The sequence below is a fragment of the Sphingomonas sp. FARSPH genome (assembly GCF_003355005.1).
In the GTDB taxonomy this organism is placed as follows: Bacteria; Pseudomonadota; Alphaproteobacteria; order Sphingomonadales; family Sphingomonadaceae; genus Sphingomonas.
Genome location: NZ_CP029985.1, coordinates 2638861 through 2664323 on the forward strand (window position 1 = coordinate 2638861; position 25463 = coordinate 2664323).

A 25463-nucleotide genomic window follows, 5' to 3' on the forward strand; every position below is an offset into this window, starting at 1 on the left:
CCGACGATCCTTCGGCCTACCGCTTCTTGCGACAGGCGTCCGAGCAGTAGACCACATTCTCCCAGTCGCGCGCCCATTTCTTGCGCCAGGTGAACGGGCGCCCGCACGCCGGGCATACCTTGGTCGGCAGATCGCGCTTGGCGACGCCGTTGGGCATCAGCGCGCCTGTGCGTCGAGGAACGCCTCGACCGCGGGGAGATCGACGGTCTTGTCGAGATAGGTCGCGCCGATCCCGCGGGCGAGCAGAAAGGGCAGGGTGCCCGCCGCCATTTTCTTGTCGTGCCGCATATGCGCGACCAACGTCGCACCGGACGCCGCGATCCCTGCCGCGGCGAGCCCGTCGGGCAGGCCGACGTCGCGGAAATGCGCGGCGACGCGTGCGGCGTCCGCGTTGCTGCATAAGCCCTGCGCCGCCGAAAAGCCGAAGGCAAGCGCACAGCCTGCCGCGACGCCCTCGCCATGCAACAGCCGCTGCGAATAGCCCGTCTCCGCCTCCAGCGCGTGGCCGAACGTGTGGCCGAGGTTGAGCAGCGCGCGCAGCCCGTTCGTCTCATGCTCATCCGCCGCGACGATCCGCGCCTTGGCCGCGACCGCATGCGCGATGGCGTGTTCGCGTGCCGCCGGCTCACCCGCGAGCAGCGCCGCGCCGTTCGCCTCGCACCAGGCGAAGAAATCGGCGTCGTCGATCAGGCCGTACTTGACGACCTCCGCATAGCCCGCGCGCGTCTCGCGCGGGGGCAGCGTGTCGAGCACTTGCGGGTCGATCAGCACCAGCGACGGCTGATGGAACGCGCCGATCAGGTTCTTGCCGGCGCGCGTGTTGATCGCGGTCTTGCCGCCGACCGAGCTGTCGACCTGCGCGAGCAGCGTCGTCGGCACCTGTACGAAGCCGCAGCCGCGCTTCAGGATCGCGCAGGCGAAGCCGACGAGGTCGCCGATCACCCCGCCGCCCAGCGCGACGACATGGTCGCCACGCTCGATGCCCATGTCGAGTAGCTGATCGCAGAGCGCCGACAGCTGCGCCCAGCTCTTCGTACCTTCCCCCGGAGGAAGGACGATCGCCTCGCTCGCGACACCGGCGGCGTCGAGCGACGCCTGCAGCGTCGCGAGGTGCATCGCGATATTGGCGTCGGTGACGATCGCCATCCGCCGCCCGCGCGCGAAGCGCGCGAGATGATCGCCCGCCCGCGTGAGCACGCCCGCCTCGATCACGATCGGATAACTGCGCGCGCCGAGCGCGACGGTGACGGTGCGGCTCATTGCGCGGCGCCCAGCGCCTTGAGGATCGCGACGACGGTCGCCTCGTGCGGGGCCTTGTGGCTGGTGATGTGGATATGCGCCTCGGCGTAGATAGGATTGCGGACGGCGGCGAGCTCGGTCAGCACCTGCAGCGGATCCTTGCCGCGCAGCAGCGGGCGGGTGTCGCGGCGACGGACGCGTTCGGCAAGGACGTGGGGATGCGCGTCGAGCCAGATCGCGGTCGCCTCCGCCAGGATCAGCGCGCGCGTTTCCGCGTTGATGAACGCGCCGCCGCCGGTCGCGATCACCTTGGGCTTGCCGTCCATCAGCCGGGCGATGACGCGGCGCTCCCCGTCGCGGAAATACTCCTCGCCGAAGCGCGCGAAGATTTCGGCGATCGTCATCCCCGCCGCCTCCTCGATCGCATGGTCGGCATCGACGAAGGGCAGCGACAGGCGGGCAGCGAGGCGGCGGCCGACGGTCGACTTGCCGACGCCCATCAGCCCGACGAGCACGATCGGGCGCGCCGCCGGCGCGGCGGATGCAGGGTCCGGCCCGGCAGTCTGGGGAACAGCGCTTTGCAACATGGTTTGCCGCGCTATACAGCGGGGGCGGACGGGGCAAAAGCTCCGTCCCCGCGTTTTTCCGTGAGCCAAGGTAGGTTATGTCCCGCTTCGCGATCTCCGTCATCGTGCTCCTCGTGGTTGTCGTCGGCGGGTTGTTCCTGCTCGCCGGGCGCGCTTCCGAGCGGCCCCAGACCCATGTCGAGAAGGCCGTGACGCTTGCCAATCTCAGCTAGGCTGCGCGTCGGCGTTGCGGTTGCCGCGCTCGGCGCGGTCGCGGCGTCCGCGTTCGGCCCGGCATCGGGCCAGGAGCGTCCCGAATCGATCTTGCCGCCCGGGTTCGGCGAGCCAGCCGCGCAGCCGAGCGCGACGCCGCGTCCGGCCGCGCCGGGCCGGGCGCCGCTGCCCGCCACGCCGGCGGCGACCGCCAGTGCGACGCCCGCGGCGACGATCCAGCCGCTGCCCCTGCCCAGTACGACGCCGTCGGCGACGCCCAGCGCGACGCCGACGGTCGATCCGGCGGTGCTCGCGCAATATGAGATGCCCGATTATGCGCGGCGATCGCTCGACATGGTCGGGCCGTCTGGCCCACGCGAGGGCGGCCTGGACGCCGATATCTTCGCCAAGGCGGACGGGCGCTTCGCCGAGGGGCTGATGCGCCGCATCGCCGCGCCGCTGCCCTCGCGCTGGATGTCGATCCTGCTGCGCCGGGCTTTGGTGTCGCGGGTGACGACGCCGGCGGGCGTCGACGGCGCGGATTTCGCCGCCGAGCGCGCGTGGTTGCTGCTGCGCATGGGCGAATCGGTCGGCGCGCGCGCGGTGACGCAGAGCGTCGACACCGAGGATTATACCCCCAAACTCTATCAGGTCGCGATGAGCGCCGCGCTGGCGACGGGCGATCCCGCCGGCCTGTGCCCGATCGCGGATGAGGGTGCGAAGCGCGCGCCCGCGCGCGGCTGGGTGCTCGCCCGCGCGATCTGCACCGCGCTGCGCGGGGAGGCGGCGCCCGCCAAGACGCAGATGGGCGCGATCCGGCGCCGCAACGTCGCGACGGGCATCGACCTGCAACTGACGCAGAAGGTCGTCGGCGCCGCGCCGGGCGGCGGCCAGGCGGTGACGATCGAATGGGCGGGCGTCGACCGGATCGACGACTGGCGCTTTGGCCTTGCCACAGCGACGGGCGTGACCATCCCCGATCCGCTGCTCGCCTCTGTAGGTCCCCAGGTGCGGTACTGGTACGCGTTGTCGCCCGGTATCGGGTTGGGCGATCGGGTCGCGGCGGCGGAGGCCGCGGCGGCGCAGGGCGTGCTGTCGTCGGCGGCGCTGGTCGACCTGTACGGCGCGGTCGACGCCGCGGACGACATGCCCGGCGTCGCGAGCGCGACGGCGAGCGATCTGCGCACGGCCTATGTCGGCGGCAGTTTCGATACCCGGCTGGCGGCGCTGCGGCAATTGTGGGGCGAGACGGCGGCGCAGACCCCCTATGCCCGGCTGGTGCTCACCGCGCGCGCGGCGGGGCGGATGCCGGCCCGTATAGGCGTCGCCGACGCGGACCGGATCGTCGCGTCGATGCTGACCGCCGGGCTCGACCGCGGCGCCGCGCGCTGGCGGATGGCGGTGCCGGAGGGCGGCGATGCCTGGGCGATGATCGCGCTGTCCGATCCCGATGCGACCGCGCGGCTGCCCTATGCGGCGCTGTCGCGCTATGCGGGATCGGGCGACGCGGCGCTCAAGCAGCGGCTGTTCTTCGCGGGACTCGCCGGCCTCGGCCGTCTGTCGCCGGAGGATGTCGAGCGGGCGGCGGAGTCGCTCGACGTGCGCATCGGTGCGACGACGGCGTGGACGCGTGCGATCGATCGCGCCGCGGCCGACGGCGATCAGGGCGACGTCATCCTGCTCGCCGCGATCGGCATGCAGACACCCCACTGGCGCGGCGTGCCGCCCGCCATGCTCTATCGCATCGTCGGCGCATTGCGCACGGTGGGTCTGGAGGGCGAGGCGCGGATGATCGCGGCGGAGGCGCTCGCGCGGGTGTGAGCGGGCGTGGGAACGGGACGGCGCGGGCCGGCAGCGACACCGCGCTGATCGACCGCTTTCTCGAGATGATGGCGGCCGAACAGGGGGCCGCCGCCAACACGCTCGCCGCCTATCGCAGCGATCTGGTGCTGGCCTCGCAGGCGCTGGATGGCGATCTCGCGCACGCCGATGCCGCGGCGATCGCGCGGCTGGCAGAGGGCTGGTCCAGCCTCGCCGGCGCGACGGTGGCGCGCAAGGCGGCGGCGCTGCGCCGCTTCTATGCCTTCCTGCACGCGGAAGGCGACATCGCCGTCGATCCCGCCGCCGCGCTGCCCCGCCCGGGCACCGCGCGGCGCCTGCCCAAGGTGCTCGGCCACGCCGATGTCGACCGGCTGTTCGCGGTGCTTGGCCAGCGGACCGCGATGCCGCAGCCGCTGCCGGGCGACCTGCGCCTCGCCGCGCTGATCGAGCTGCTTTACGGTTCGGGGCTGCGCGCGAGCGAACTCGTCGCGCTGCCGCGCGCGGCGGTCCATCCCGATCGCCCGTTCCTGATCCTGCGCGGCAAGGGCGGGCGCGAGCGGCTGGTGCCGATATCGGACCGCGCGCGCGCCGCGGTCGCGGCATGGCGCGTACATGTCGCGGCGGACCGCGCATGGCTGTTCCCGTCGGGCAAGGGGCATCTGTCGCGCATCCGCCTGTATCAACTGGTCAAGGCGCTCGCCGCCGACGCCGGCATCCCGCCCGACCGCGTCAGCCCGCACGTCCTGCGCCATGCCTTTGCGACGCATCTGCTCGCCGGCGGCGCCGACCTGCGCGCGTTGCAGGCGATGCTGGGCCATGCCGACATCGCGACGACCGAAATCTACACGCATGTCGACACCGGCCGGCTGGTCGATCTGGTCAACAGTCGCCACCCGCTCGCCGATGCGGGCCGCGTTGACGGGAAGGCGGCGCGCCCTTAACCCGCGCCGGATGCCGAGCTTCCTCGATTTCGAAAAGCCGATCGCCCAGCTGCAGGGGCAGATCGATGACCTGCGCGAAACCGCCGCCGACGGCGGGGTCGACATCGCCGCCGACGTCGCGCGCCTGCAGGCCAAGTCCGACAAGCTGCTGCGCGACACCTTCGCGAAGCTGACGCCGTGGCAGAAGACGCAGGTCGCCCGCCATCCGGAGCGCCCGCATTTCCGCGATTACGTCGCCGGGCTGTTCGACGAATTCGTGCCGCTCGCCGGCGACCGCGCCTTTGCCGACGACCAGGCGATCGTCGGCGGCTTTGCGACCTTTCGCGGCCGGCGCATCATGGCGATCGGGCATGAGAAGGGCTGGGATATCGCCAGCCGCCTTCGCCACAATTTCGGTTCCGCCAAGCCCGAGGGGTATCGCAAGGCGATTCGCCTTGTCGAGCTCGCCGACCGGTTCGGCCTGCCGGTCGTCACGCTGGTCGACACCGCCGGCGCCTTTCCCGGCGTTCAGGCCGAAGAGCGCGGCCAGGCCGAAGCGATCGCGCGCTCGACCGAAGCGTGCCTTGCCGCGGGCGTCCCCGTCGTCGCCGCGATCGTCGGCGAGGGTGGATCGGGCGGCGCGGTCGCGCTCGCCGCAGGCAATCGCGTGCTGATGTTCGAACATGCCGTCTATTCGGTGATCAGCCCCGAAGGCTGTGCGGCGATCCTGTGGCGCACGTCGGACAAGGCGCCCGACGCGGCGGAGGCGATGCGCATCACCGCGCAGGACTTGCGCGGCTTCGGTATCGTCGACACGATCGTGCCCGAGCCGCTGGGCGGCGCGCATCGCGATCCCGCCGCGGCGATCGCCGCGCTGGGCGATGCGCTGGCGCAGGCGCTCGACGGCCTTTCGCCGCTCGATGCGAAGGCGCTGCGCCGCGAGCGGCAGCAGAAGTTCCTGGCGATGGGGCGTCTCTGACCCCGCGCGCCGCGGGTTCGACCGACAGCAAAAGGGGCGGCGAACCGATGGTCCGCCGCCCCCTTTTCGTGTCGTCGGATCGTCGGCTTAGCTGACGGTCATGTTCGACGAGACGTTCTGGAAGGTCGTCGTGAGCTTGCCGCCCAGACCCTTCATCGCGGCGATCGCGGCCACGGCGATCAGCGCGGCGATCAGGCCGTATTCGATGGCGGTCGCGCCCTTGCTGTTCCTGAAGAATTTGCGAATCGCGAGCATTCCGGTCTCCATTGTCTAACGTCAGTCACCCGGCTGAACCGGTTTCGACCGGACCCAGCACATCTCCAGTAGCGGGTAACAGGTTGCGAAAGATTTAAGGGCGCGCCGCGGCACGCGGCTCAATTGGCGGCCTGCACCTTGCTGCTGACCGCGGACCACATATTGGTGTTGGTGTCGGCGACGCCCTTCAGCGCGACGATCATCGCGATGACGATGAGCGCGACGATGAGGCCGTATTCGACCGCCGTCGCGCCGCGCGCCTCGGTGAAGAGCGCGGCGACGGCGCGACGCAGGCGACGAAGGGCAGGGCGCACGATCATGCGCCCGTCCATAGGGGGTAAGGGTTTAACGAATGGCTGATGATGTCCATCCAACCACGCTGCCGCTGGTCGTCGTCGCGGCGGCGATGACCGATGCCGACGGCCGCGTGCTGCTGCAACGCCGGCCGGTGGGGAAGGCGATGGCCGGTTTATGGGAATTTCCGGGCGGCAAGGTCGAGCCGGGGGAGGCGCCCGACGCGGCGCTGGTGCGCGAGCTCGCCGAGGAACTGGCGGTCGACGTCGCGCCGGTGGACGTGCGGCCGATCACCTTCGCGCATGCGCCGCTGGCGACACGGCAGTTGCTGCTGCTGCTCTATCGCGTCGATCGCTGGGCCGGCATCCCGCAAGCGGTCGAATCGCCGGAGCTGCGCTGGGTAATGCCGGCCGAGATGGCGGCGATGCCGATGCCGCCCGCGGACGTGCCGCTCGTCGCCGCGCTCGTCGCGATGGCGGCGCAGGAATCGCACGCGGGTGGTTGACCGCGGCGTAAAAAGCCATCATCAGCCGCGGCTCCCGCGACATCGAGGCCCGATGGCGGAGTGGTGACGCAGAGGACTGCAAATCCTTGCACCCGGGTTCGATTCCCGGTCGGGCCTCCAGTCTCGCCCCTCTGATGGTCAGAGGGTGTCGTGTTTCACGCGGGCCGCGTCGCGCCGCATCAGCATCGGGCGCAGGCGTACCCCCAGGCAGATCACCGTCGGCCAGAACAGGGTGTTGACCACGTCCGACGTCGTGTCGGCCCAGCGCCACGAGCCGAAATGCAGCCGGTCCATGATCTCGTTGAACGCCTCGGCGAGGACGACGAAGGACAAGGGCACGAAACTGCCCAGCGAGCGGCGCGTGACGATGCGCGCGACCATCAGCACGGCAAGGCCGGCATGCAGGTGCAGGATCGTGTCGGGCAGGCCGGTGCCGTCGCCGATCCAGTCGATAAACCGGTGATAGGTCGCAGAGATCATCGGCAGGCCTTACGAGGCTGCGCGCACCATCGCAAATCGGGCGGCTCGTATCGGCGAAAGAGCAGTGCGGCGCTTGGCGCGACCGAGGGGTCGCGATACAAGCCCGATGGATCACGAAGTGTATTGCGTAGCTAAAACAGCTGTGCGAGAGGGGTAGACATGAACACGGGTTTCGACGCCACCAACGCTGAAACGATGCGGCACGCGATGGTCGCGAGCCAGCTGCGTACCAACGCGGTCAACGACCAACGCGTCATCGCCGCGATGATGAGCGTGCCGCGCGAAGCGTTCGTGCCGGCCGAATCGCGCGATCTTGCCTATCGCGACACCGCGCTCGCGGCGGGCAACGGCCGTGCGATCAACCTGCCGATGGTGACGGGGCGGCTGCTGACCGAGGCGTATCTGCGCGCCAGCGATCGTGTGCTGCTGATCGGTGCGGCGGGCGGCTATACCGCCGCGCTACTGGCCCAGATCGTCGCGCATGTCGTCGCGGTGGAGGAGGATGCGGCGCTCGTCGCGCTCGCGCGCGCGGCGCTGGCCGGCAACCCGAAGGTCGAGATCGTCAAGGGACCGCTCGCTGCGGGGCACGCTGCGGGCGCCCCCTATGACGTGCTGGTGATCGAGGGCGCGGTCGAGGAAATGCCCGATGCGCTCGTCGCGCAGGTCGCCTCCGGCGGGCGTGTCGTCACCGGCCTGGTCGATGGCGGCGTCGTGCGGCTCGCGACGGGCCGCAAGACGGATGGCGGCTTCGGGCTGAAGGCGGTGCTGGACAGCGACTGCGTCATCCTGCCGGGCTTCGCCAAGCCGAGGGGTTTCACGTTCTGATCATGGTCTGTGGGGGGGGAATGCGCGCGTTTCGTACGATATTGGCAACCGGCGTCGCGCTCGTCGCGATGCCCGCGGGTGCCGAAACCCTCCGCGAGGCGCTGGCAAAGGCCTATGCGAACAACCCCACGCTGACCGCGCAGCGCGCGGCGCAGCGCGCGACGGACGAGAATGTGCCGATCGCACGCGCCAGCGGCCTGCCCGGCCTGACCGCCAGCGGTTCGGCGACGGACAATGTCCTGCAGGCGAACAACAACTTCCTCAACCCCGAACGCGTCGCCAACGGCCAGCTGCAATTCTCGGTGCCGCTGTACCAGGGCGGCGGGGTGCGGAGCGCCGTCAAGGCGGCGGAGACGCGCGTCGAGGCGGGGCAGGCGACGCTGCGCGGTGTCGAGGCGAATACGTTCACCAGCGTCGTCGCCGCCTACATGAACGTGACGCGCGACGAGGCGATCGTCGGCCTCAACCAGCAGAACGTCCGCGTGCTCGAGGTCAACCTGAAGGCGAGCCGCGACCGGTTCCAGGTCGGCGACCTGACCCGCACCGACGTCGCCCAGTCCGAAGCGCGCCTCGCACTCGCCCGCGCGCAGCTGCAATCCGCCGAGGCGCAGCTCATCACCAGCCGCGAAAATTACGTCGCGGTCGTCGGGGCGCCGCCAGGGACGCTGGAGCCCGCGCCCGCGCTGCCCAACCTGCCGACGTCGCCCAAACAGGCGGTCGACGTCGCGCTCGACCGCAACCCGCAGCTGATCGCGGCGCGCAAGGCGGCGGATGCCACCCGCTACGACATCGGCGTCGCCCGCGCGACGCGGCTGCCGCGCGTCGCCGCGGTGACGACGGGAACCTATTTCAACTATCTGGGCTCGATCCCGACCGTGCTGAACGGTCAGCGTATTCCAGGTAGCGGCACGGCCGCGACCGCTGGACTGCAATTGTCGCTGCCGCTGTTCCAGGGCGGCCAGCCCGCCGCGCGCGTTCGCCAGGCGGAGGCGGGGCGCAGCCAGGCGATCGAGACGCTGACCGCGACCGAGCGCAACGTCGTTGCGACGACGCGATCCGCCTACGCGCAATGGCAGTCGTCCGAACAGGTGATCGTCAGCTCCGAAGCGGCGGTGAACGCCAACAAGCTGAGCCTCGAGGGCGTGCGGGCCGAGAACAGCGTCGGCACACGCACGATCCTGGACATCCTCAACGCCGAGCAGGAATTGCTCAACAGCCAGGTGACGTTGGTGAGCGCGCGACGCGACGCCTATGTCGCGGGGTTCGCGCTGCTGGCGGCGATGGGCAATGCGGAGGCGCGCGACCTGGGCCTCGACGGCGGGTCGCTGTACGATCCGACGGTCAACTACAAGCGCGTCCGCGGCCGGATCAATGATTTCGGTGGCGATGGCGAGCCCGCGCCCGTTGCGACGTCGACCGCGCAGACCCCCGCGCAGACCGCGGTGGTGACCCGCCCGCTCGATCCCGCGCTCGACACGCCGGTTGACAGGAGCCCCGCATTAACCACAGGTGCGCAGGCGCCGAGCCGCTGATGGTCGCGGGCATGCGCATGGGAACGGGAATCATGGGGGACATGAGCGTCGAGCCGTCGATGGAGGAAATCCTGTCCTCGATCAAACGGATCATCGCTGAAGAAGGCGAAGCGACGCAGGGCCGCGCCCGGCGCCCGCAACGCGCCGCGCCGCCGCCCGAGCCCGAGGACGATGTCGAGGAGGTGCTGGAACTGAGCGATCCGATGCCGCAGCCGCCCTCTGATCCCGCGCCGCAATCCGTTTACCAGCCAGAGGCGTCGCCGCCGCCGCGGATGCAGGCCGCGCCCCAGCCTGTCGCGCCGGCACAAGCGGCGGCGCCGCAGCCCAGGATGTCGCAACCGCAAATGCATCAGCCCGCCGCCGCCACAGCGCGCCCCGCGCCCGAACCGATCGTCTCGCAACAGGCGGTCGCCGCCAGCCTCGGGTCGCTGGAGACGCTGAGCAAGCTGATCGTCAAGCCGGCCCCAGACAGCGACGGGACGCTGGAGGGGCTTGTCCGCGAGATGCTGCGCCCGATGCTGCGCGACTGGCTGGACGCGAACCTGCCCGATATGGTCGAGACGCTGGTCGCGCGCGAGATCGCCAAGATCACCTCGCAGATGCGCTGATCCGCCGGCGATCCGGCGCGCTAGATTCTTACGCAAGCGCTGCGGATGCAGCCTAACCGAAAAACGCCGCCGGATCGCTCCGGCGGCGTTTCTTTTTATGAAAGAGGCGTCAGCGACGGGGTGCGATACCCGCCGCCCCGCTCACTTCTTGGTTTCGCCCGACGCGGTCGAGATGGCGGTGCCGGCGGACTTCAGGTCCTTGCCCGCGCCGTTCACGGTGTTGCACGCGGCCAGCGAGAGGAAGGCGGTGGCGGCGGCGATCAGTCCGATCTTGCGGATCATCACTCAGTCTCCTTGCGTGAAGCAATGTGCGGCGAGGCGAGATACGCCGCCCCGCCGCGGACACTCAGCGCAGGCGGCGGCGGGCAGCCGCCGATGCACCGAAAGCGGAAGCCGCTGCGCCGATCAGCAGCGCCAGCACGAGGACGAAGGACGTTCCGGCGGCGGCGCCGGCTGCCTTGTCGGCCGCGGCCTTCGCCGTGGCGACCGTCTGGTCCTTCGCCTTGATGAAGTCGGCCTTGGCGCGGGTCACCTGCGCCTGCGCCTGTTCGCGGCTGATCTTGCGCTGGGCGGCGACGACGTCGACGATGCGGCTTTCCGCACGCGCGCCATCGGCACCGCCGCGTGCCAGCGCGGGCAGCTGCTTGGCGATTTCGGTCTGCGCCTGTTCCGGCGTCATCTGGGCCGGGTCGGACGGCGCGTCGGACAGATAGGCGGCGGCCTCCTGGCGCACGTCATTCTTGTCGATGCCGGCGATCTGCGCGGCCTGCGGCGCGGCGGCGCCGACGGTCTGGCCGGCCGCACCCGCGACGGTGCCCACCGTGCGGAACGCGCCGCCGATGATCCCGCCCACCGCACTCGTCAGCAGGTAGATCGTGAGGATCAACGTCACGCCCCACACGACCAGGCCGTGGACGAGTGCGTCGAACCGCTCCGTCACGCCCGACACGCGCGCCGCGGCATAGCCGCCCGCGCCCAGCGCGATGACCGTCGTGATCAGCCAGTACAGACCCGCGCCGATGCCGAAGCCGGCTGCGCCCGGCGTCGTGCCCTCGACCGGATCGACCATCGACAGGCCGATGCCCGTACCCAGAATGCCGAGCACGACCTGCACGGCGACGGCGATCACCACCCCGGCAAAGATCGCGCCCCACGATACCCGGGTAATGCCCCGCGTCACCGCGGAAGCCTCAAGCGGCGTCAGGCCGGTCGTAACGTTGGTCGCCATATTCACTCCTGTTCTTCGTTATTCGATTGGGTGGATTTGGACGGAGGGGCGGATTTCGCCGCCTCCGCCTGTTCGATGCGCGCCTTGCGGATTTCCGCGTCGTCGCCCAGCAACTTACCGATCGCCTCGCGCGCGGCGCCCTTCGCCTGGCGCAGCTTCGCGTCGTCGGCGTCCGGGCGTTTCTTGTCTCGGGTCATCGTGACTCTCCTGCGCGCGCGACGGTGTCTGCGTCGAACCCGCGCGCGCGGGCCCAGGCCGCGGCGGCGGTACGGCGGTTGACGCCGATCTTGCCGTAAATGCGCGCGACATGATTGCGCACGGTGTTGCCCGACACGTCGAGCGTGCGCGCGATGCTCTTGTCGTCGAGCCCGCGGCAGATCAGCGCGAGCACTTCGCGCTCGCGAGCGGTAAGGTCGTCCAACCCTGCGCCCTGCGCCTCGTCACGCGGCGCGCGCAGCCGCGCGAGCTTGTCCATGATCGAGCGGCTGAACCAGCTCGTATCCTTCATCACCGCCTCGATCGCCTCGACCAGTTCGGTTTCGGTCGCCTTGCGCTGCGTGATGTCCTGGAACGCCCATAGCAGGCAGGTATCGCCACCCAGCATGAAGGTTTCGGTCGAAACCAGACAGTCGATCAGGTTTCCGTCGCGCGTGCGGATCCGCGCCTCGTGACCGCGCAGGTCACGGGTGCTTTCGACCGCGTCGTCGATCGCTGCGCTCGTGGCGGCATCGACCCATAGGCCTACGTCCTCCAGCGAGCGGCCGATGATTTCGGCCGAGGCGTATCCGGTCAGCTGGCCGAAGCTGCCGTTGATCTCGCAGAGCAGATGGCCGTCGCGCGCGCCGATCGCCATCGCCACCGGCGCCATCTGGAAGGTGCGGGTGAACCGTTCCTCGCTGTGGCGCAACGCGGCCTCCGCCTTGCGGCGTGGCTCGAGGTCGGCGAAGGTGAACAGCATGCACGGCTGGTCCGACAGGTCGATCGGCTGTCCCGCGACGATGACGAGCTTGGTCGTGCCGTCGGGCAGCGCCAGTTCCGCCTCCATCTGCGGGATCGTCCGCCCCTCGGCGAGGCGTTCCTTGGCGAGGTCGCGCTTCTCCGCCTCGCGCAGCACATCGACCTCGTAGACGGTCTTCGCCAGCACCTGGTCCTTGCTGAGCCCGGTCATTTCCAGAAAACCCTGGTTGACCTTGACGAAGCGCAGGTCGGACAGGCGGCAGATCACCGCCGGCGCGGGGTTGGCGTTGAACGATTGTTCGAACCGGTCCTCCGCCTCGAACCGCGCGGTCACGTCCTGAATGACGAGCACGACGCAGCTCGGCGCGTCCTCGTCGGCATCGTTGAGCACCAGGCTGCGCACCTGGTGCACCCAGCGCGGCGCATCCTCGCCCGCGACCGTCACTTCGACGACGACCTCGGAAAAGGAGTCGCCGGCGACGACGCGTTCGATCGGATAATCATCCGCCTCCAGCCGGTGGTTGTTGCGATACCGCAGCTGGAACCGCGCGCGATAATCATCCACGTCCGCACCCAGCTGCTCGAGGCGTTCGACGCCGTGCATGCGCAGTGCGGCATCGTTCGCCCAGAGCAGGCTCTGGTCCGGATCGACCAAGATTACGCCCTCGTCGAGACCCGCGATGATCTGGCGCAGGTGGCGCAGATCGACGGTCTCGCGCAAGGACTTGAGCGACGCGGCCATGGATGGACTTACGCCGAGCGGCCGTGGATCAGCCAACCGATGGCATAGCCGCCGATTGCGGCGCCCAGCGCCCAGATCAGCGCGTTGGTCGACATCGCCTGATTGGCAGATTTGGTGCCCCGGCGCGCCGCGTCGCCCGCCTGGCCGGCGAAGCGCTGCGCGGCGTCGGCGGCATGGCCCGCAGCCTCGCGCGTCTGATCGGCGGCGCGGTGCGCGGCGTCGCCGATCGCCTCGGCCGCATCGCCAAGCCGTTCCTTCGCATGATCCGCCAGGGCGGGGGCGGCGTCGATCGCGTCTTCGCCAATCGAGCGCGCGCGGCCGTACATATGCTCGGCACCGCCAGCGACCTGGTCGACGACGCCGGCGACCTGCCAGTCTCGGCTGCCGACGGCGTCGCCAACGGCCTTCTCCACCTTGCCGCCGACATAACGGGCACCGCCGTGCAGTTCGTTCTTGTTCATGACTTTGGTCCTTTTGCAGGGGACGGGAAAACGGGGCGCTGCGTTAATGCAGCACCGTCGATCATCACGGTGATGATCCGATCAGGCGTTGGGGTGTGGCGCCGCCGTGCAAAGGCACGCGCACAAAGGCGTCTGGTCCGTGCGACCCGCCTTTCTCGATCGTGCATTGGCTGACAGGAATTGCATCGACACCCTTCGGGCTGCCGAACGCGTCTTTGCGTCCGGTACGGCCGTATCAACGGGCGGGGCGGATAGTCGTTCCTGGTATTTTTGCGGGGGTGCTTTAGTCGTCTTCTACCACGGCATCGGCGGCACGACGCGCATAAGCGTCGGCGAACCGTTGGTGAAGCGCCCGCGTGGCGGGGTCATCGCACGCCTCCGCGCGGTCCGCATGGGTCGTGCTGCGCATCAGCAGATAGGCGTGATCGTCCTTGGTCATTACGTCCATCGCCGGTCTCCTGCCGCCGCTCTACCGAGCCGGGCCATGCAGGGATATGGCGCAAAAGCACCAGCTTACTGGTAGTTTCCGTAGTAAGTCGTGCCTCTAAAGACCGGGGCTGCGGAGTCGGCCTGATGCCCTTTACCGCGCACGTAGAACAGATGCGTGCCGACGCGGGCGATCTTGACCAGGGAGTCGCGCCAGTAGGGAACCATCCAGTCTGTGTGATAGTGGGTCGCGCGTCCGACCGGGGCAAAGACATGGCCGGACAGCGCGCGTCTCGCGGCGCGTCGCGCATCGCCCCAACCGGCGTGAATGGGGCGACGCAAGATCGATCCGTCGCAGGTAAAGGAGAATTGGCAGCCGGTCGTCCGCGTCGCGCCAGCGTAGACGACGCCGCAGATCGTCTTCGGAAAGCCGGGCACGCGGACGCGGTTCAGGATTACCTGGATCACCGCGCGCTGACCGCGGCGGTCGTCGCCCGCTTCATAGAGCGCGGCGGTGGCGAGACAGTCGACCGCCTGCGCCCGCGCCGCCGAACCGCCGTGAAAGCGATAGGGCAGCGCGGCAAGCCGCCGCCCGGCGTCGATCGGCACCGCGGCGTTCGATGCGCGCGCCTCAGCCATGGTCAACGGCGCCGCCGGCCTTGGCGGGCGGGCGGGCCAAGGGCCGATCATGCCAATGCCGATCGCAACGAGCGCAACGAGGCCGACGAGCAACAGCCATCGCTCCGCCGCGCCGTTGCTATGCGCCGCGCGCCGTCGGCGGGAAGGGGCCTGTCGTCGTCGGTGCTGCGCCACGGCCTGCGCTGTTACGGCGCAATCACGTCGCGGGGAAGTTACAGACCCGAAGCGCGGCGAACCGCAAGCGCGGCGCCCGCCCAGTCGATGTCGTTGCCCTCGACCGCGATCGTCGCGCGCAGATGGTCGCGCACGATCCCGAGCAACGGCATGGTGGCGCCATAGGTCGTCGCTGCGGTGTCGGCGAGCGTCATGTCCTTGAGCCCGAGCGGCGCGGCGAAGCCGGCGGGGCGGAAGCGATCCTCGACCAGCATCGCGCCATAATTCTGGTAGACGGGCGCGCCGAACAGGGTGCCGGTCAGCACCTCGAGCAGCAGATGCCGATCGACCCCACCCTTTTCGGCGAGCGTCATCGCCTCCGCCATTGCCTCGACCGCGGCCATGATCATGAAATTGCCGCTGAGCTTGACGAGGTTCGCCGCCGGGGGCGCATCGCCGACGCGGAAGGTGCGCTGGCCGATCGCCTCGAACGCGGGCGCGCACCGGTCGATCAGCGCCGCGTCGCCGGCCGCCACGACGAACAATTTGCCCGCCTGCGCCGCCGGCGGACGGCCGAAGACGGGCGCGGACAGATAATGGCCCGCGGCGGCGAGCCGTTCGGCGAGCGCGACGCCAATCGTGCTGTGGCCGACGTGGAGGGCGGGCGCGCGCTGAATGCCGCCGTCGCCGAACACCACCTGTTCGACCGCGGCATCGTCGGCGAGCATGCTCATCACCAGATCGCCCTGCGCCGCGTCGACGGGCCGATCCGCGCGGGCGGCGCCGGCGGCGACGAGATCGTCGTCTTTGCCCGGCGAGCGGTTCCACACCGTGACGTCGTGACCCGCCTCGACGAGCCGCGTCGCCATCGCATGGCCCATCTGCCCCAGTCCGAGAAATCCGATCTTCATGCGCTGTCCTCCTGCCGGAGGCGCGAACGCATTACCGCGTGTTGGTGTCCGCGCCGTGCCAGTCGATCCAGGCGCCATACGCGTGGCAGATCGCAAGATGGTGGACCCGCCCGTCCGGCCAGGCCGTGAGCGTCAGATGCACCGCGTCGCGCGCGGGCGTCCATTCGAACGCGATCCGCGCGAACGGGCGTGTCGCCGTCGCGTAGCGGCCGTGCGTCGCGATCAAATCCTCGACGATGCGCCGGTCGCCGGCCTCGAGATATTGCAACGCCATCGAATGGACGACGACGCGGCAAAGCCCGTCGCGCTGCGGCGCTGCAAGCTGGCCGGGCAGCCAGCCGGCGATGTCGCCGCGATCGACCGCGGGCGGGGCGGCGCGCGCGATCGCGAGGGCGCGGGCGAGTCGTTCGGCGCGATCGGGCTGGTCGGCCCAGACGTGCGCCATCAGCCGCTCGCACGCCGTATCGTCGCGGGCGTCGAGCGGGTGGAGATCGACGCCGCGCGCCGAGGCGATATCGACCGCGCGCGGCGCGACCGGCACGCCGCGCCAATCGGGTGCGATGCGCACGGGCGAGGCGGGATCGCCCGCCGCGACACCGCCAAGGTCGTAGGCATAACGGGCGAGGTTTAGGTTGAGCCCCGCGCTGCAGCCCAGTTCGCGCAGCTCGCACGGCATGTCATATTGGCCACGCAAGGTCATGAGCGCGGCCATGATCGCGGCGGCGCGGCCGACCTCGTTCGTCTGCGGCGTCTCGCGCATCCAGTCGGCGATGAAGGCATCCGTCGCGGCCAAAGCGTCGCCGATCACGCGATCGGCGTCGCCCCCCTGCGCCGCGTAGAAAGCGGTCAGCGCGGGCAACGTGCCGCGCAGCGCCAGCGCGTGCAGCGCTGCGTTGAGCCGCATCGCCAGCGCGTCCGACGCGGCGTCGCGCGGCCAGGCGGCGAACAGCGCGGCGGTGCGCGGCGCCCGGTGCAGCTGGCGCGCGGACGCTTCCAGCACGCGCGCGACGAAGGGCGAGCCCATCATGCGCACGGCCGCCGCCTGGCGGGTCAGCGGGCCGGGGGCGGTGTGGTCGTCGGGCATCCGCTCGGCCGATATCCTCATCGTCGGATCAGAAGGCGTCCCAGTCGCCGTTGGCGACCAGACGGCGCGGGGGCGCGGCGTGGTGACGCGGCACATGCGACGATGGCCGGACCGGGCGCGGGCCCGTGTGCGCCGACGTAGCGACGTCGAGGACGAAGGTCGCGACCGACGCGGCAAGCGCCTCCGCCTCGTCTACCAGGCGGCGCGCCGCGGCGGAGGTCTCCTCGACCATTGCGGCATTCTGCTGCGTCATCCCGTCCATCTCGCCGATCGCGACGTTGATCTGTCCAAGGCTCGTCGCCTGATGATCGGACGAACGCGCGATCGCGTCCACCGCGCCGCTGACCGCGGCGACGCGTTCGATGATCCGGGACAGCGCCTGTCCGGTCTGGTCGACCAGCGCGACGCCCGCCTTGACGTGCTTGGAGGCGGCGGTGACCCGCGTCTTGACCTCGGTCGCGGCATCGGCGGATCGCTGGGCGAGCGCGCGCACTTCGTTGGCGACGACGGCGAAGCCCTTGCCTGCCTCGCCGGCGCGTGCGGCCTCGACACCCGCGTTGAGCGCGAGGAGGTTGGTCTGAAAGGCGATGCCGTCGATCAGGCTGATGATCGCGGCGATCTCGTTGCTCGCCTGTTCGATGCCGTTCATCGCGCCGATCGCGTCGCGCACGATCGCGCCGCCGTGCTGCGCCTCGTCATGCGCCTGCGCCATCGCATTGCTCGCCTGGGTCGCCGCGCCCGCATCGCCGCGGATCGAGCGCGTCACTTCGTCGAGCGCCGCTGCCGACTGCTGCAGCGCAGAGGCCTGTTGCTCGGTCCGCTGCGCAAGGTCGCGCGCGGCGTCATTGATCTCGCCGGAGTTGAGCTTGATCGTGTCGACGCTGCCGCGCACGCCCCCCAGCACGCGCGACAGGCTCTGCGTCGCGCTGTTGAAATCGTCCGAAAGCGCGCCGAAGGCGGCCGGGACATCGGTGATCCGCGCGGTGAGGTCCGCATCGGACAATCGGTGCAGCGCCTGGCCGATCGCCGCCATCGCGGCGGCGCGGTCGGCATCGTCGGCGAGCTTCGCGGCGGCGGTGTCGCGGAACACCTCTACCGCGCGGCCCATGTCGCCCAGTTCGTCGGTGCGTGCCGCGGCCTCGACCGCGATGTCGTGACGTCCCGCCGCCAGGCTCGCCATCGCCTCGGTCAGGCGGGTGATCGGTCGCGCGATCTGGCGGCTGAGCAGCATCGACAGCGCGATCGCGACGCCGATCAGCGCGATCCCGCCGATCGCGAGCGCGGCGAGCGCGGCCATGATCGCCTGGTCCTGGCGTGCGGCGTTGCGCGCCATCCGTTCCGTTTCGATCGCGCGCAGCGCGCGCAGCGGCAGGGCGACCTTGCTGACCAGCACCGCCGCGCCCGCGCCGCGCACCGCCTCCTGCGCGGCGTCGCGCCGCCCGGCCTTGACCCAGCCGATCAGGCGATCGCCCCAATTGCGACGCCACGCATGCGTCTCGGTGACCGCCTCGTGCACCTGCGCCAGCTGTTGGGGGTCGGACAGCATCGCCTCCAACTCGCGTGCGGTCCGGTCGAACTCGGTCCGGCCTTCGTCATACGACTTGAGGTAGCTGGTGTCCCCCGTCACCAGGAAGCCGCGGAACTGGCTGTTCTGGCGCAGGATCGCGGTCTCCAGCGTGAGGGCCTTGGCGTAGATCGACTGGCTGACATTGTTCCGCTTCGTCGAGCTGTCGATCATCAGGATGGTGCCGAGCAGCACCAGCATGACAACCGCGGCCGACGCGATGACGACGACGAAGGACAGGCCTAATTTGCGCGGGATCTTCATGGGATCGGGCGTTTCCGTTCTGGGTGGTCGATCGGGATCAGAAGCGCGAGCGCAGCGTCACGCCATAGGTCCGCGGTTCGGCGAGGAACGAGGCGAAGAGCGCGTTGCCGGCCGCATAGGTAGGCGAACCGAAACGCTGGACCTGCGACAGGCTGCCCGCGCCCTGGAACGGTGCGGCAAAGGCGACCTGTTGGTAGTTGGTATCGAGAATATTCTGTCCCCAGAACTCGATCGCCCAATGCTGATCGCGGCCGCGGATACCGATGCGCGCATTGACGAGGACGTAGCCGTCCTGGATCTTCTCGGCGAACAGGTCGGAGCCGGTGTTGTAATCGCTGGTCATGCGGCCATCGACGTAGAACAGGGCGGTCAGACCGTTCGTGCCGACCCGCGGCGTGAACGTCGCCGAGGACGTCACCGTGTGACGCGGCGCGTTCGACATCTGGCTGCCCGGCAGCAGAAAGAGCGCGTTGTTGAGCGCCTCCCCCGAATCGCTGCCGACCAGATTGTTACGATATTGCGTGTGGGCGTAGGTGTAGCCGAGATTGAAGGCGAGATCGGGGGTCGGATAGGCACCCGCCTCCAGCTCGAACCCCTGCGTGACGACGCCCGCCTTGACCTTGCCCGTGCAGGCGCCGGTGGAGGCGGAATCGTCCTGGTCCGCGCCGTTCAGCGACGTGCTGCACGATCCGATGTTCTGGACGATATAGTTGGTGCCGTTGAACGTGTTGAGCTGGAAGTTCTTGAACGCCGAACGGAAGGCGGCGAGGTTCGCGGTGAATTTCGGCGTCGCATATTTCACGCCGACCTCGAACGCCTGCACCGTTTCCGGGTCGAAGCGCAGGTTGCTGGCGCTCGACGCGGTCGGCGTCGCGAACACGGTCGCCGACAGATCGGACCGGTCGAGGTTATAGCCGCCCGCTTTATACCCGCGCGCGTAGGAGGCGTAGAGCAACGTGCTGGGCACGGGCTTCCACGACAGCACCGACGTGCCGGTGAACTGGCCCTCGCGGATCGAGTCCTTGATCGGGACGCCGGTCAGCGCGGACGTCGAATTGCCCGTGCAGGTCAGCGTGATGATCCCGCCGATCAGCGGCTTGAGCGCCGCGGGCACCGCCGCGCTGGCGAGCAGCGGGCTGAGCGCGGCCTGCTGCGCCGGGCAGACGGTATTGTTGTTGTTGAAGCTGGCGTTCAACGACTTGTGCTCGTTGGTGTAGCGCAGGCCGCCGGTGATGCTCAGCGTATCCGTGATGCGGAAGATGTTGTGCGTGAAAAAGGCGTAGTTTTCGCTCGTCTGGTCGTAGGTGTCGCGGATCGAGCCGACGGTGTTGACCGTGCTCAGCCGGTCGATGCCCGGCAAGAGGAACGCCGCCGCAGCGCCGAGCCCCGCGCCGACCGCCTGTCGGCCGGTCGCCCCGCCCAGCGCGGCGAGCGGGGTGGTGCCGAGACAGCCCGGCTTGGTCGGATCACGCAGCGCGGCGAGCGGGTTGATCGTGGCGACGATGCGGCACGCCGCGAAGGCGCCATATTGCGATCCGAACTTCAGGTTGTCGGCGACGATCAGGTCCTCGTGCGCGTAATAGCCGCCGATCAGCCAGTCGAGTTTGTTATTGAACAGACCGCCGCTGAGCCGCGTTTCCTGCGTGAAGGTGTGGAACTGGCGATAGGCATTGCCGTCGTCGGGGCGATAGCCGATGTCGACGTTGCTATAATCGATGTCCGCCGCGCCGCCCGACTTGTATTCGCGATAGGCGGTGATCGAGATGAGCTGCGTCTGGCCGATGTTCCAGCCGATGCGTGCCGAGCCGCCGTAATCCTTCGTCACGTTGGCATAGGCGCGGCCCGGCGTGTTGGCGATCTGGCGGTTGTACGGATTGCCGTCGCTCGGCAGCACGCCGCCCAGGCTCTGCAGGATCTGGACGATGCGGTTGCCGTTCGGGTTGATCGTGAAGTCGCCGGGGACGCCGGGCGTCGGGTCGAGCTTCTCGCGCGTGTCGATATAGACCGCGCCGCAGCACTTTTCGTTGCGCCAGGTGTAATCGCCGATCAGGCGGACCGAGAAGGTCGACGACGGCTTGAAGAACAGCTGGCCGCGGACGAAGTATCGGTTGCGGTCGTTATAGTCGGTGTTGTTGACGACATCGTGGTAGAAGCCGTCACGCTTGCCGAACACGCCGTCGAGGCGAAAGGCGAGCGTGTCCTTGATGATCGGTCCGGTCAGTGCACCCGCCAGACGGACGGCGTTGTAATTGCCGTAGCTCGCCTCGCCATAGCCGCCGAAGTCGAACGAGGGATATTTGGTGTAGATGCTGATCGCGCCCGCCGACGAATTGCGCCCCGACAGCGTGCCCTGCGGCCCGCGCAGCACCTCGATCCGGTCGACCTCGCCCAGATCGTTGAGGCCCGAGCCCGTGCGGCTGCGATAGACGCCGTCGATGAACACCGCGACTGAGCTTTCGAGGCCAGGGTTGTCGCCGACCGTGCCGATGCCGCGCAGCCGCGCCGTGGCATTGGCTTCCGATCCGGTCGACGAGACGATCAGCGACGGCGCGAGCTGCGCCATCTGGCGGATGTCGGTCGCGCCCGAATTCTGCAGCGCGGCGGTGCCATAGGCGCTGACCGCGATCGGCACGTTCGACAGGCGTTCGGAACGGCGCGTCGCGGTGACGATGATGTCGGACGTGTTCTTCGACGGCGCGTCCGCGCTCGCCTTGTCGGCATTCTTGTCCGCTTCCTTGCCCGACGGCAACGTGCCGCGCAGCCCCTGCGCGCCCGCCGGTGCAACGATTGCCGCGCATGCCGTTGCGGCCAGCAGATACCCCCAATTACGCATCGATGTCGTCCCACCCCTGGTTGGCTATGTGTCGGGGTCGGGATGTGCGGCGCAAATGCTCAAGGACGCGTTAACCGCGCGACGGAAAGGTCGGTTATCGAGCTTTTAGCCGAATCGGGTCGGCGTCCTCAGCGGGGCGACAGGCGGTAGAGGCCCGCGCCGTGCGGCGCGATGCGACGGGCGAACCGGCCGCCCGTTGCACCGTCGTCGCGTCGCGCCCAAAGGTCGCGGACCCCGGCGCCCCGAAGGCCGACCATCGCCAGAGGCAGGACGACATCGCGCGCCTCCTTGCCGATGTTGAACAGCGCCAGATAGGTATCGCCGTTTACCGCCTTCGCCGACCAGATCCGCGTCGAATCGGCAACGAAATGCGGGCGGTTTTCGCGAGACGCCTGGTTGACCGCGATCACTTCGGGGTTGGTGAGCAGTGCGATCGTCGCATCGTCGAGATGCCGCAGATCGCCGCCCATGATCAGCGGCGAGCGGGCGATCGACCACAGGGTCATCAGCGTGCGCTGTTCGTCAGGGGTGAAGCGCGTGTCGCGCGCGCCCATCGCGAGTCGCCCCAGCGGCAGCATGTCCGCATCCGGCCAGCGGCCGTCGCCCATATAGGGGTTCCAGTTCTCCAGCCGGACGAACTGCGCCTCTAGCAACGCCCAGTCGTCCCAGAAATCGTCGGAGATGCGCCAAATATGCGCGTGGCGGCGGGCGTGGTCGCCGCGCACCACCGGCGTCTCGCCGGGCGACATGCTGAGGAGCATCGGCCGGCCGCAGCGTGCGATCGCGCGGGCGATCCCCTCGATCTCCGGCGCATGCGTGTCATAGGGGCGGCTGAGGTCGTCGACCTTGACGAAATCGACGCCCCAGCGCGCATATTCGGCGAAGACGCCGTCGTAATAGGCCTGCGCGCCTGGCTTGGTCATGTCGACGCCGTACATGTCGACGTTCCACGAGCAGGTGCTCGACGTGTCGGCGATGTCGCGCGCGCGATAGGGCGTGCCGAAGACGGGCAGGTTGGCTTTCACCGCGGCGCGAGGAATGCCGCGCATGCGATGGATGCCGAAACGCAGGCCTATCGCGTGGACGTCGCGCGCGATGCGGGTGAAGCCGGTGCCGTCGGTGGCGGACGGGAAGCGCACCGGGTCGGGCTGGAACCGGCCGAAGCCGTCCATCACCGGCACGATGTCGTCGTTATACTGGTAACCCCTGGCGCGCGGATCATACCATTGGTGGTCGATCGTGAAGATGTCGTAGCCCGCCGGGCGGAGCACGCGCGCCATGATCGCCGCGGTCTCGCGCGCCTCAGCCTCCGTGATCGTCACCGCGAAGCTGTTCCAACTGTTCCATCCCATCGGCGGTGTCGGCGCGAGTGCCGGGCCAGCGGCAGCCGACGCGCCGCCCGCGACGGCGGAAATTGCGGGAAGGGCGGCCGCGGCGCCCAGCACCGTACGGCGCGATGGCGGGGTCATCAGGCGTGTTCCTTCGACGGGGCCGCATCGTCTGCGGTCAGCATACGGATTTCGTAGACGACGGCGTCGCCGCGCGTCGCGGTGAGGTCGATCGTGGCGCGCGCCTTGCCCTGTTCGCCGACGGGCGGCAGCGGGTGGTCGATCGCGACGAAGCGGTCGACCGGCGGACCGGCATAGCTCACGCTGCCGATCGGCGTGCCGTCCGCGCTGATCGACACGGCGCGATCGGTGTCGCGCCCCCAGACCAGCAGCCGGACCATTGCGGTGCCGGGGCGACGCGCGAGCGACAGCGACAGCGTGTCGCCCGCCCGGATGTGGCGGGCAGAGCGGCCGTTCCAGTTCACGGCCTCGCTGCTGCCGGGCGCGACGTCATGGTCGCGTTCGGGCTGCATCTCGCCGAGGTACAGTGTGTCGACGGTGCGGCGCGCCAGCATCTGTCGTTCCGCCTGCTCGCGCACATAGCCTGCGCGCGCCGTCGTCCAGGCGGCGGCGGTGAAGGTGGGCAGGTAGACTGCAGCGCGCCGATTCCATTGCGAATAGAACGGCCGGAACGCCAGCTGTTCGCCCAGCGCGCCGCGCGCGGTGAAGCCGTGCGGCGTGCCGTTACGGGTCAGTGCCGCGGTCGCCGGTCCATCCGACAGCAGCGCCGGCCCCAGCCCGTCGAAGGGCGCCGATTGCGGCGCCAGGTCTGCCGCGAGCACCAGGGGGCCGTTGACGAAGGCGACGATCGACGGATCGTCCGGCGTCGCTTCGGCGGTCAGGCGCATCGGCAATGTCAGGCGGACGGTGTCGCCCGCCCGCCAGCGCCGCGCGATCACGGCATAACCGTTGCGCATCGTCGCGACTGCGGGCGTACCGTTGACCGTCAGCGTCGGCCCCTGCGCCCATTCCGGCAAGCGCAGCGCGATCGCGGTCGCGCGCATCGGCGCGCGGCGGATGGTCAGCGTCGCCTCACCGATGTGCGGCATGCCGGTGTCGAGCCGCGCCGCGATACCCCGTTCGGGCCAGTCGAGCTCGCTCGGGATATAGAGGTTAAGGTACAGCGTCGCCGCATCCGCCCACCAGATGGAATCGGCGTGCTTGGCGTGGCTTTCCATGCCGGATCCGACGCAGCACCAGAAGCTGTCCTCCGCGCTGGAATAGACGCGCCGCGCCCCGGCGGCGAGCGGCATGAAATAGACGAAGCGGCCGGTGTCGGGGTTCTGATGCGCGAGGATGTGGTTGAGCTGGACCCGTTCGTAATAATCGAACCAGCGCGCATCCGTGTCCCAACTGTACAGATGCCGCGTCAGCTTGAGCATATTGTAGCTGTTGCACGCTTCGCACGTCGCATCGGTGATATGCGGGGACAGTTGGTCCCGCGGGCCGAAATGCTCGCGATCGGAGTTGCCGCCGATGACGTAGCTGTGATGCCGGGTCACCGCCGCGTGGAAGAAGCGCGCCGCGGCCGCCTGGCGCGGAGCATCGGTCAGTTCGTACAGGCGCGCAAGGCCGATCACCTTGGGAATCTGCGTGTTGGCATGCAGCCCGGCGAGCTGGTCGCGGCCATCGGCGAGCGGGTCGAGCACGGCCTTGTGTCTGATCTTCTCCGCGAGACGCAGCCAGCGGGCATCGCCGGTCAGCGCATAGGTTTCGGCATAGCTTTCGTTGAGACCGCCGTGTTCGGCGCGCAGCACCTGCTGCATCTGCGCGTCGCTGAGCGGTTCGAGGACGCCGGCCAGATAGGTCGCCAGCCCGATGAGCACCGGCATCGCACGCGGATTGCCCGCGAGCCGGTGCGCGTCGAGCAGCCCGGCATGCACCTTGTGCCAGGTATACAGCGGCACCCACCCGTCGTTGAGGTCGAAGCCCTGCGTGCGGATGTCGCCGCGGCGGATCTCCTCGAAGATGATCTTGCCGTCGATCGAGCGGCCGTCGCGGTCCACTGTGGTCCCGCCGCAATATCCGTCGCCATGCGCGGCCTGAATCCGCGCCATCTCGGCGAGCGCATGGTCGAGCGTTGCCGCGACCGCCGCGTCGCCCGTATTGGCGATCGTCAGCGCGCAGGCGGAGAGCCAGTGGCCCAGGCTGTGCCCGGCGATCCCCTGCGCCTCCCACCCGCCATAGCGTGGCTTGGGCGGGGTCAGCCCGGCCGAGACGTAGAAATTGTGCAGCAGGCGTTCGGGAGCGAGCGCGAGCAGGTAACGACGGTTGGCGGCGAAGGCGTCGGCGAAGGGCGAGGGAGTGAGACGGACGTGGCGGGCCGGTACCGGTTCGACCCGGCGCGTGTTCGGCGCAGGCCATGCCGCCAGTACGGGCGTGCCGATCGTGGCCAGGCCGGCCCCGGCAAGGAGCCTTCGACGCGTCCACGCCAACATGCGACCTCTCCTCACTCGGGCCGCCCGCGCCGGACGATCCGTTCCGAGCTACCGCGCCTATTATGTCAGACTATAGTTACGTTATCAGCGCGTCAACGGGGGGGGGAGCGGATGAAAGGGCGCACGGGACCGGGTGTC

The 25463-nt window shown here is 69.4% G+C and carries 27 protein-coding genes and 1 tRNA gene; 9 read left to right on the forward strand and 19 right to left on the reverse strand.

What is annotated here, in order from left to right; all coding sequences use genetic code 11:
• Nucleotides 1–16: 16 nt before the first annotated feature.
• From DM480_RS12600 to DM480_RS12610, 3 genes are read right to left on the reverse strand one after another with little or no spacing between them, the layout of a single operon-like run.
• On the reverse strand, nt 17–157 hold the full coding sequence (locus tag DM480_RS12600; protein WP_115379520.1) for a DUF2256 domain-containing protein: 141 nt from the start codon (nt 155–157) through the stop codon (nt 17–19).
• Nucleotides 157–1260 (reverse strand): 3-dehydroquinate synthase, encoded by a 1104-nt coding sequence (gene aroB / locus DM480_RS12605; protein WP_115379522.1) that lies wholly within the window; start codon nt 1258–1260, stop codon nt 157–159. The genes DM480_RS12600 and aroB overlap by 1 nt, the downstream gene beginning before the upstream one ends.
• Nucleotides 1257–1826: a shikimate kinase gene (locus DM480_RS12610; RefSeq protein WP_115379524.1), complete on the reverse strand. Its 570-nt coding sequence runs from the start codon at nt 1824–1826 to the stop codon at nt 1257–1259. Before DM480_RS12610 ends, aroB begins: the two co-directional genes overlap by 4 nt.
• Nucleotides 1827–1903: 77 nt before the next feature.
• Between DM480_RS12610 and DM480_RS18745 the strand changes: the two genes are divergently transcribed.
• From DM480_RS18745 to DM480_RS12625, 4 genes are all read left to right on the forward strand, one after another.
• On the forward strand, nt 1904–2038 hold the full coding sequence (locus DM480_RS18745; RefSeq protein WP_269801925.1) for a hypothetical protein: 135 nt from the start codon (nt 1904–1906) through the stop codon (nt 2036–2038).
• Nucleotides 2022–3839, forward strand: a complete 1818-nt coding sequence (locus DM480_RS12615) for a hypothetical protein (protein ID WP_115379526.1) — start codon at nt 2022–2024, stop codon at nt 3837–3839. Before DM480_RS18745 ends, DM480_RS12615 begins: the two co-directional genes overlap by 17 nt.
• A gap of 65 nt (nt 3840–3904) precedes the next feature.
• Nucleotides 3905–4780, forward strand: coding sequence for a tyrosine-type recombinase/integrase (locus tag DM480_RS12620; protein WP_115381293.1), 876 nt, complete (start codon nt 3905–3907; stop codon nt 4778–4780).
• A gap of 10 nt (nt 4781–4790) precedes the next feature.
• On the forward strand, nt 4791–5738 hold the full coding sequence (locus tag DM480_RS12625; protein ID WP_115379528.1) for an acetyl-CoA carboxylase carboxyltransferase subunit alpha: 948 nt from the start codon (nt 4791–4793) through the stop codon (nt 5736–5738).
• A gap of 87 nt (nt 5739–5825) precedes the next feature.
• On the opposite strand, the gene DM480_RS12630 is transcribed toward DM480_RS12625, so the two are convergent.
• Together DM480_RS12630 and DM480_RS12635 are read right to left on the reverse strand one after the other, a co-directional pair.
• Complete coding sequence (locus DM480_RS12630) at nt 5826–5993, reverse strand: Flp family type IVb pilin (protein ID WP_115381295.1); 168 nt, start codon at nt 5991–5993, stop codon at nt 5826–5828.
• Nucleotides 5994–6112: 119 nt separating this feature from the next.
• Nucleotides 6113–6313, reverse strand: coding sequence for a Flp family type IVb pilin (locus DM480_RS12635; RefSeq protein ID WP_115381298.1), 201 nt, complete (start codon nt 6311–6313; stop codon nt 6113–6115).
• Between the two features lie 32 nt (nt 6314–6345).
• Between DM480_RS12635 and DM480_RS12640 the strand changes: the two genes are divergently transcribed.
• Both DM480_RS12640 and DM480_RS12645 read left to right on the forward strand, forming a co-directional pair.
• Entirely contained in the window at nt 6346–6792 is a 447-nt protein-coding gene (locus tag DM480_RS12640; protein WP_115379529.1) for a (deoxy)nucleoside triphosphate pyrophosphohydrolase, read from the forward strand.
• Between the two features lie 46 nt (nt 6793–6838).
• Nucleotides 6839–6912: transfer RNA gene (locus tag DM480_RS12645), tRNA-Cys, on the forward strand.
• An 18-nt stretch (nt 6913–6930) separates the two neighbouring features.
• On the opposite strand, the gene DM480_RS12650 is transcribed toward DM480_RS12645, so the two are convergent.
• Nucleotides 6931–7272 carry a hypothetical protein gene (locus DM480_RS12650; protein WP_115379532.1) on the reverse strand — a complete coding sequence of 114 codons (342 nt, stop codon included), beginning with the start codon at nt 7270–7272 and terminating at the stop codon, nt 6931–6933.
• Between the two features lie 159 nt (nt 7273–7431).
• Between DM480_RS12650 and DM480_RS12655 the strand changes: the two genes are divergently transcribed.
• The 3 genes from DM480_RS12655 to DM480_RS12665 are packed head-to-tail and all read left to right on the forward strand — an operon-like array spanning nt 7432 to nt 10237.
• Entirely contained in the window at nt 7432–8097 is a 666-nt protein-coding gene (locus tag DM480_RS12655; RefSeq protein ID WP_115379534.1) for a protein-L-isoaspartate O-methyltransferase family protein, read from the forward strand.
• Between the two features lie 20 nt (nt 8098–8117).
• Entirely contained in the window at nt 8118–9629 is a 1512-nt protein-coding gene (locus tag DM480_RS12660) for a TolC family outer membrane protein (RefSeq protein ID WP_115379536.1), read from the forward strand.
• A gap of 32 nt (nt 9630–9661) precedes the next feature.
• Nucleotides 9662–10237 carry a DUF2497 domain-containing protein gene (locus DM480_RS12665; protein ID WP_198665829.1) on the forward strand — a complete coding sequence of 192 codons (576 nt, stop codon included), beginning with the start codon at nt 9662–9664 and terminating at the stop codon, nt 10235–10237.
• Nucleotides 10238–10378: 141 nt separating this feature from the next.
• On the opposite strand, the gene DM480_RS12670 is transcribed toward DM480_RS12665, so the two are convergent.
• From DM480_RS12670 to DM480_RS12725, 13 genes are all read right to left on the reverse strand, one after another.
• Entirely contained in the window at nt 10379–10519 is a 141-nt protein-coding gene (locus DM480_RS12670; RefSeq protein WP_115379538.1) for an entericidin A/B family lipoprotein, read from the reverse strand.
• 64 nt (nt 10520–10583) lie between these two features.
• Nucleotides 10584–11465 carry a hypothetical protein gene (locus DM480_RS12675; RefSeq protein ID WP_115379540.1) on the reverse strand — a complete coding sequence of 294 codons (882 nt, stop codon included), beginning with the start codon at nt 11463–11465 and terminating at the stop codon, nt 10584–10586.
• A 2-nt stretch (nt 11466–11467) separates the two neighbouring features.
• Nucleotides 11468–11662 carry a hypothetical protein gene (locus DM480_RS12680; RefSeq protein ID WP_115379542.1) on the reverse strand — a complete coding sequence of 65 codons (195 nt, stop codon included), beginning with the start codon at nt 11660–11662 and terminating at the stop codon, nt 11468–11470.
• Nucleotides 11659–13164, reverse strand: a complete 1506-nt coding sequence (locus tag DM480_RS12685) for a PAS domain S-box protein (RefSeq protein ID WP_115379544.1) — start codon at nt 13162–13164, stop codon at nt 11659–11661. The genes DM480_RS12680 and DM480_RS12685 overlap by 4 nt, the downstream gene beginning before the upstream one ends.
• 8 nt (nt 13165–13172) lie before the next feature.
• Nucleotides 13173–13625 carry a CsbD family protein gene (locus DM480_RS12690; protein ID WP_115379546.1) on the reverse strand — a complete coding sequence of 151 codons (453 nt, stop codon included), beginning with the start codon at nt 13623–13625 and terminating at the stop codon, nt 13173–13175.
• A 283-nt stretch (nt 13626–13908) separates the two neighbouring features.
• Complete coding sequence (locus tag DM480_RS18115; RefSeq protein WP_157968795.1) at nt 13909–14073, reverse strand: hypothetical protein; 165 nt, start codon at nt 14071–14073, stop codon at nt 13909–13911.
• Nucleotides 14074–14138: 65 nt separating this feature from the next.
• A complete protein-coding gene (locus DM480_RS18810; protein WP_310596159.1) occupies nt 14139–14783 on the reverse strand; it encodes a cell wall hydrolase in 645 nt (214 codons plus the stop codon).
• 119 nt (nt 14784–14902) lie between these two features.
• Entirely contained in the window at nt 14903–15754 is an 852-nt protein-coding gene (locus tag DM480_RS12700; protein WP_115379548.1) for an NAD(P)-dependent oxidoreductase, read from the reverse strand.
• Nucleotides 15755–15785: 31 nt separating this feature from the next.
• Entirely contained in the window at nt 15786–16859 is a 1074-nt protein-coding gene (locus DM480_RS12705) for a DUF2332 domain-containing protein (RefSeq protein WP_115379550.1), read from the reverse strand.
• Nucleotides 16860–16866: 7 nt separating this feature from the next.
• A complete protein-coding gene (locus DM480_RS12710) occupies nt 16867–18666 on the reverse strand; it encodes a methyl-accepting chemotaxis protein (RefSeq protein WP_115379552.1) in 1800 nt (599 codons plus the stop codon).
• A gap of 37 nt (nt 18667–18703) precedes the next feature.
• A complete protein-coding gene (locus tag DM480_RS12715; protein WP_115379554.1) occupies nt 18704–21499 on the reverse strand; it encodes a TonB-dependent receptor in 2796 nt (931 codons plus the stop codon).
• A gap of 128 nt (nt 21500–21627) precedes the next feature.
• Nucleotides 21628–22968, reverse strand: a complete 1341-nt coding sequence (locus DM480_RS12720) for a glycoside hydrolase family 27 protein (RefSeq protein WP_115379556.1) — start codon at nt 22966–22968, stop codon at nt 21628–21630.
• Nucleotides 22968–25325, reverse strand: coding sequence for a glycoside hydrolase family 127 protein (locus DM480_RS12725; protein ID WP_115379558.1), 2358 nt, complete (start codon nt 25323–25325; stop codon nt 22968–22970). The genes DM480_RS12720 and DM480_RS12725 overlap by 1 nt, the downstream gene beginning before the upstream one ends.
• Nucleotides 25326–25463 lie beyond the last annotated feature (138 nt).

Coding starts and splice junctions, on each gene's coding strand:
- DM480_RS12600 (WP_115379520.1), bottom strand. CDS start 157: ATGCCCAACGGCGTCGCCAAGCGCGATCTGCCGACCAAGGTATGCCCG.
- aroB (WP_115379522.1), bottom strand. CDS start 1,260: ATGAGCCGCACCGTCACCGTCGCGCTCGGCGCGCGCAGTTATCCGATC.
- DM480_RS12610 (WP_115379524.1), bottom strand. CDS start 1,826: ATGTTGCAAAGCGCTGTTCCCCAGACTGCCGGGCCGGACCCTGCATCC.
- DM480_RS18745 (WP_269801925.1), top strand. CDS start 1,904: ATGTCCCGCTTCGCGATCTCCGTCATCGTGCTCCTCGTGGTTGTCGTC.
- DM480_RS12620 (WP_115381293.1), top strand. CDS start 3,905: ATGATGGCGGCCGAACAGGGGGCCGCCGCCAACACGCTCGCCGCCTAT.
- DM480_RS12625 (WP_115379528.1), top strand. CDS start 4,791: ATGCCGAGCTTCCTCGATTTCGAAAAGCCGATCGCCCAGCTGCAGGGG.
- DM480_RS12630 (WP_115381295.1), bottom strand. CDS start 5,993: ATGCTCGCGATTCGCAAATTCTTCAGGAACAGCAAGGGCGCGACCGCC.
- DM480_RS12635 (WP_115381298.1), bottom strand. CDS start 6,313: ATGATCGTGCGCCCTGCCCTTCGTCGCCTGCGTCGCGCCGTCGCCGCG.
- DM480_RS12640 (WP_115379529.1), top strand. CDS start 6,346: ATGGCTGATGATGTCCATCCAACCACGCTGCCGCTGGTCGTCGTCGCG.
- DM480_RS12650 (WP_115379532.1), bottom strand. CDS start 7,272: ATGATCTCTGCGACCTATCACCGGTTTATCGACTGGATCGGCGACGGC.
- DM480_RS12655 (WP_115379534.1), top strand. CDS start 7,432: ATGAACACGGGTTTCGACGCCACCAACGCTGAAACGATGCGGCACGCG.
- DM480_RS12660 (WP_115379536.1), top strand. CDS start 8,118: ATGCGCGCGTTTCGTACGATATTGGCAACCGGCGTCGCGCTCGTCGCG.
- DM480_RS12665 (WP_198665829.1), top strand. CDS start 9,662: ATGGGGGACATGAGCGTCGAGCCGTCGATGGAGGAAATCCTGTCCTCG.
- DM480_RS12670 (WP_115379538.1), bottom strand. CDS start 10,519: ATGATCCGCAAGATCGGACTGATCGCCGCCGCCACCGCCTTCCTCTCG.
- DM480_RS12675 (WP_115379540.1), bottom strand. CDS start 11,465: ATGGCGACCAACGTTACGACCGGCCTGACGCCGCTTGAGGCTTCCGCG.
- DM480_RS12680 (WP_115379542.1), bottom strand. CDS start 11,662: ATGACCCGAGACAAGAAACGCCCGGACGCCGACGACGCGAAGCTGCGC.
- DM480_RS12685 (WP_115379544.1), bottom strand. CDS start 13,164: ATGGCCGCGTCGCTCAAGTCCTTGCGCGAGACCGTCGATCTGCGCCAC.
- DM480_RS12690 (WP_115379546.1), bottom strand. CDS start 13,625: ATGAACAAGAACGAACTGCACGGCGGTGCCCGTTATGTCGGCGGCAAG.
- DM480_RS18115 (WP_157968795.1), bottom strand. CDS start 14,073: ATGGACGTAATGACCAAGGACGATCACGCCTATCTGCTGATGCGCAGC.
- DM480_RS12700 (WP_115379548.1), bottom strand. CDS start 15,754: ATGAAGATCGGATTTCTCGGACTGGGGCAGATGGGCCATGCGATGGCG.
- DM480_RS12705 (WP_115379550.1), bottom strand. CDS start 16,859: ATGAGGATATCGGCCGAGCGGATGCCCGACGACCACACCGCCCCCGGC.
- DM480_RS12710 (WP_115379552.1), bottom strand. CDS start 18,666: ATGAAGATCCCGCGCAAATTAGGCCTGTCCTTCGTCGTCGTCATCGCG.
- DM480_RS12715 (WP_115379554.1), bottom strand. CDS start 21,499: ATGCGTAATTGGGGGTATCTGCTGGCCGCAACGGCATGCGCGGCAATC.
- DM480_RS12720 (WP_115379556.1), bottom strand. CDS start 22,968: ATGACCCCGCCATCGCGCCGTACGGTGCTGGGCGCCGCGGCCGCCCTT.
- DM480_RS12725 (WP_115379558.1), bottom strand. CDS start 25,325: ATGTTGGCGTGGACGCGTCGAAGGCTCCTTGCCGGGGCCGGCCTGGCC.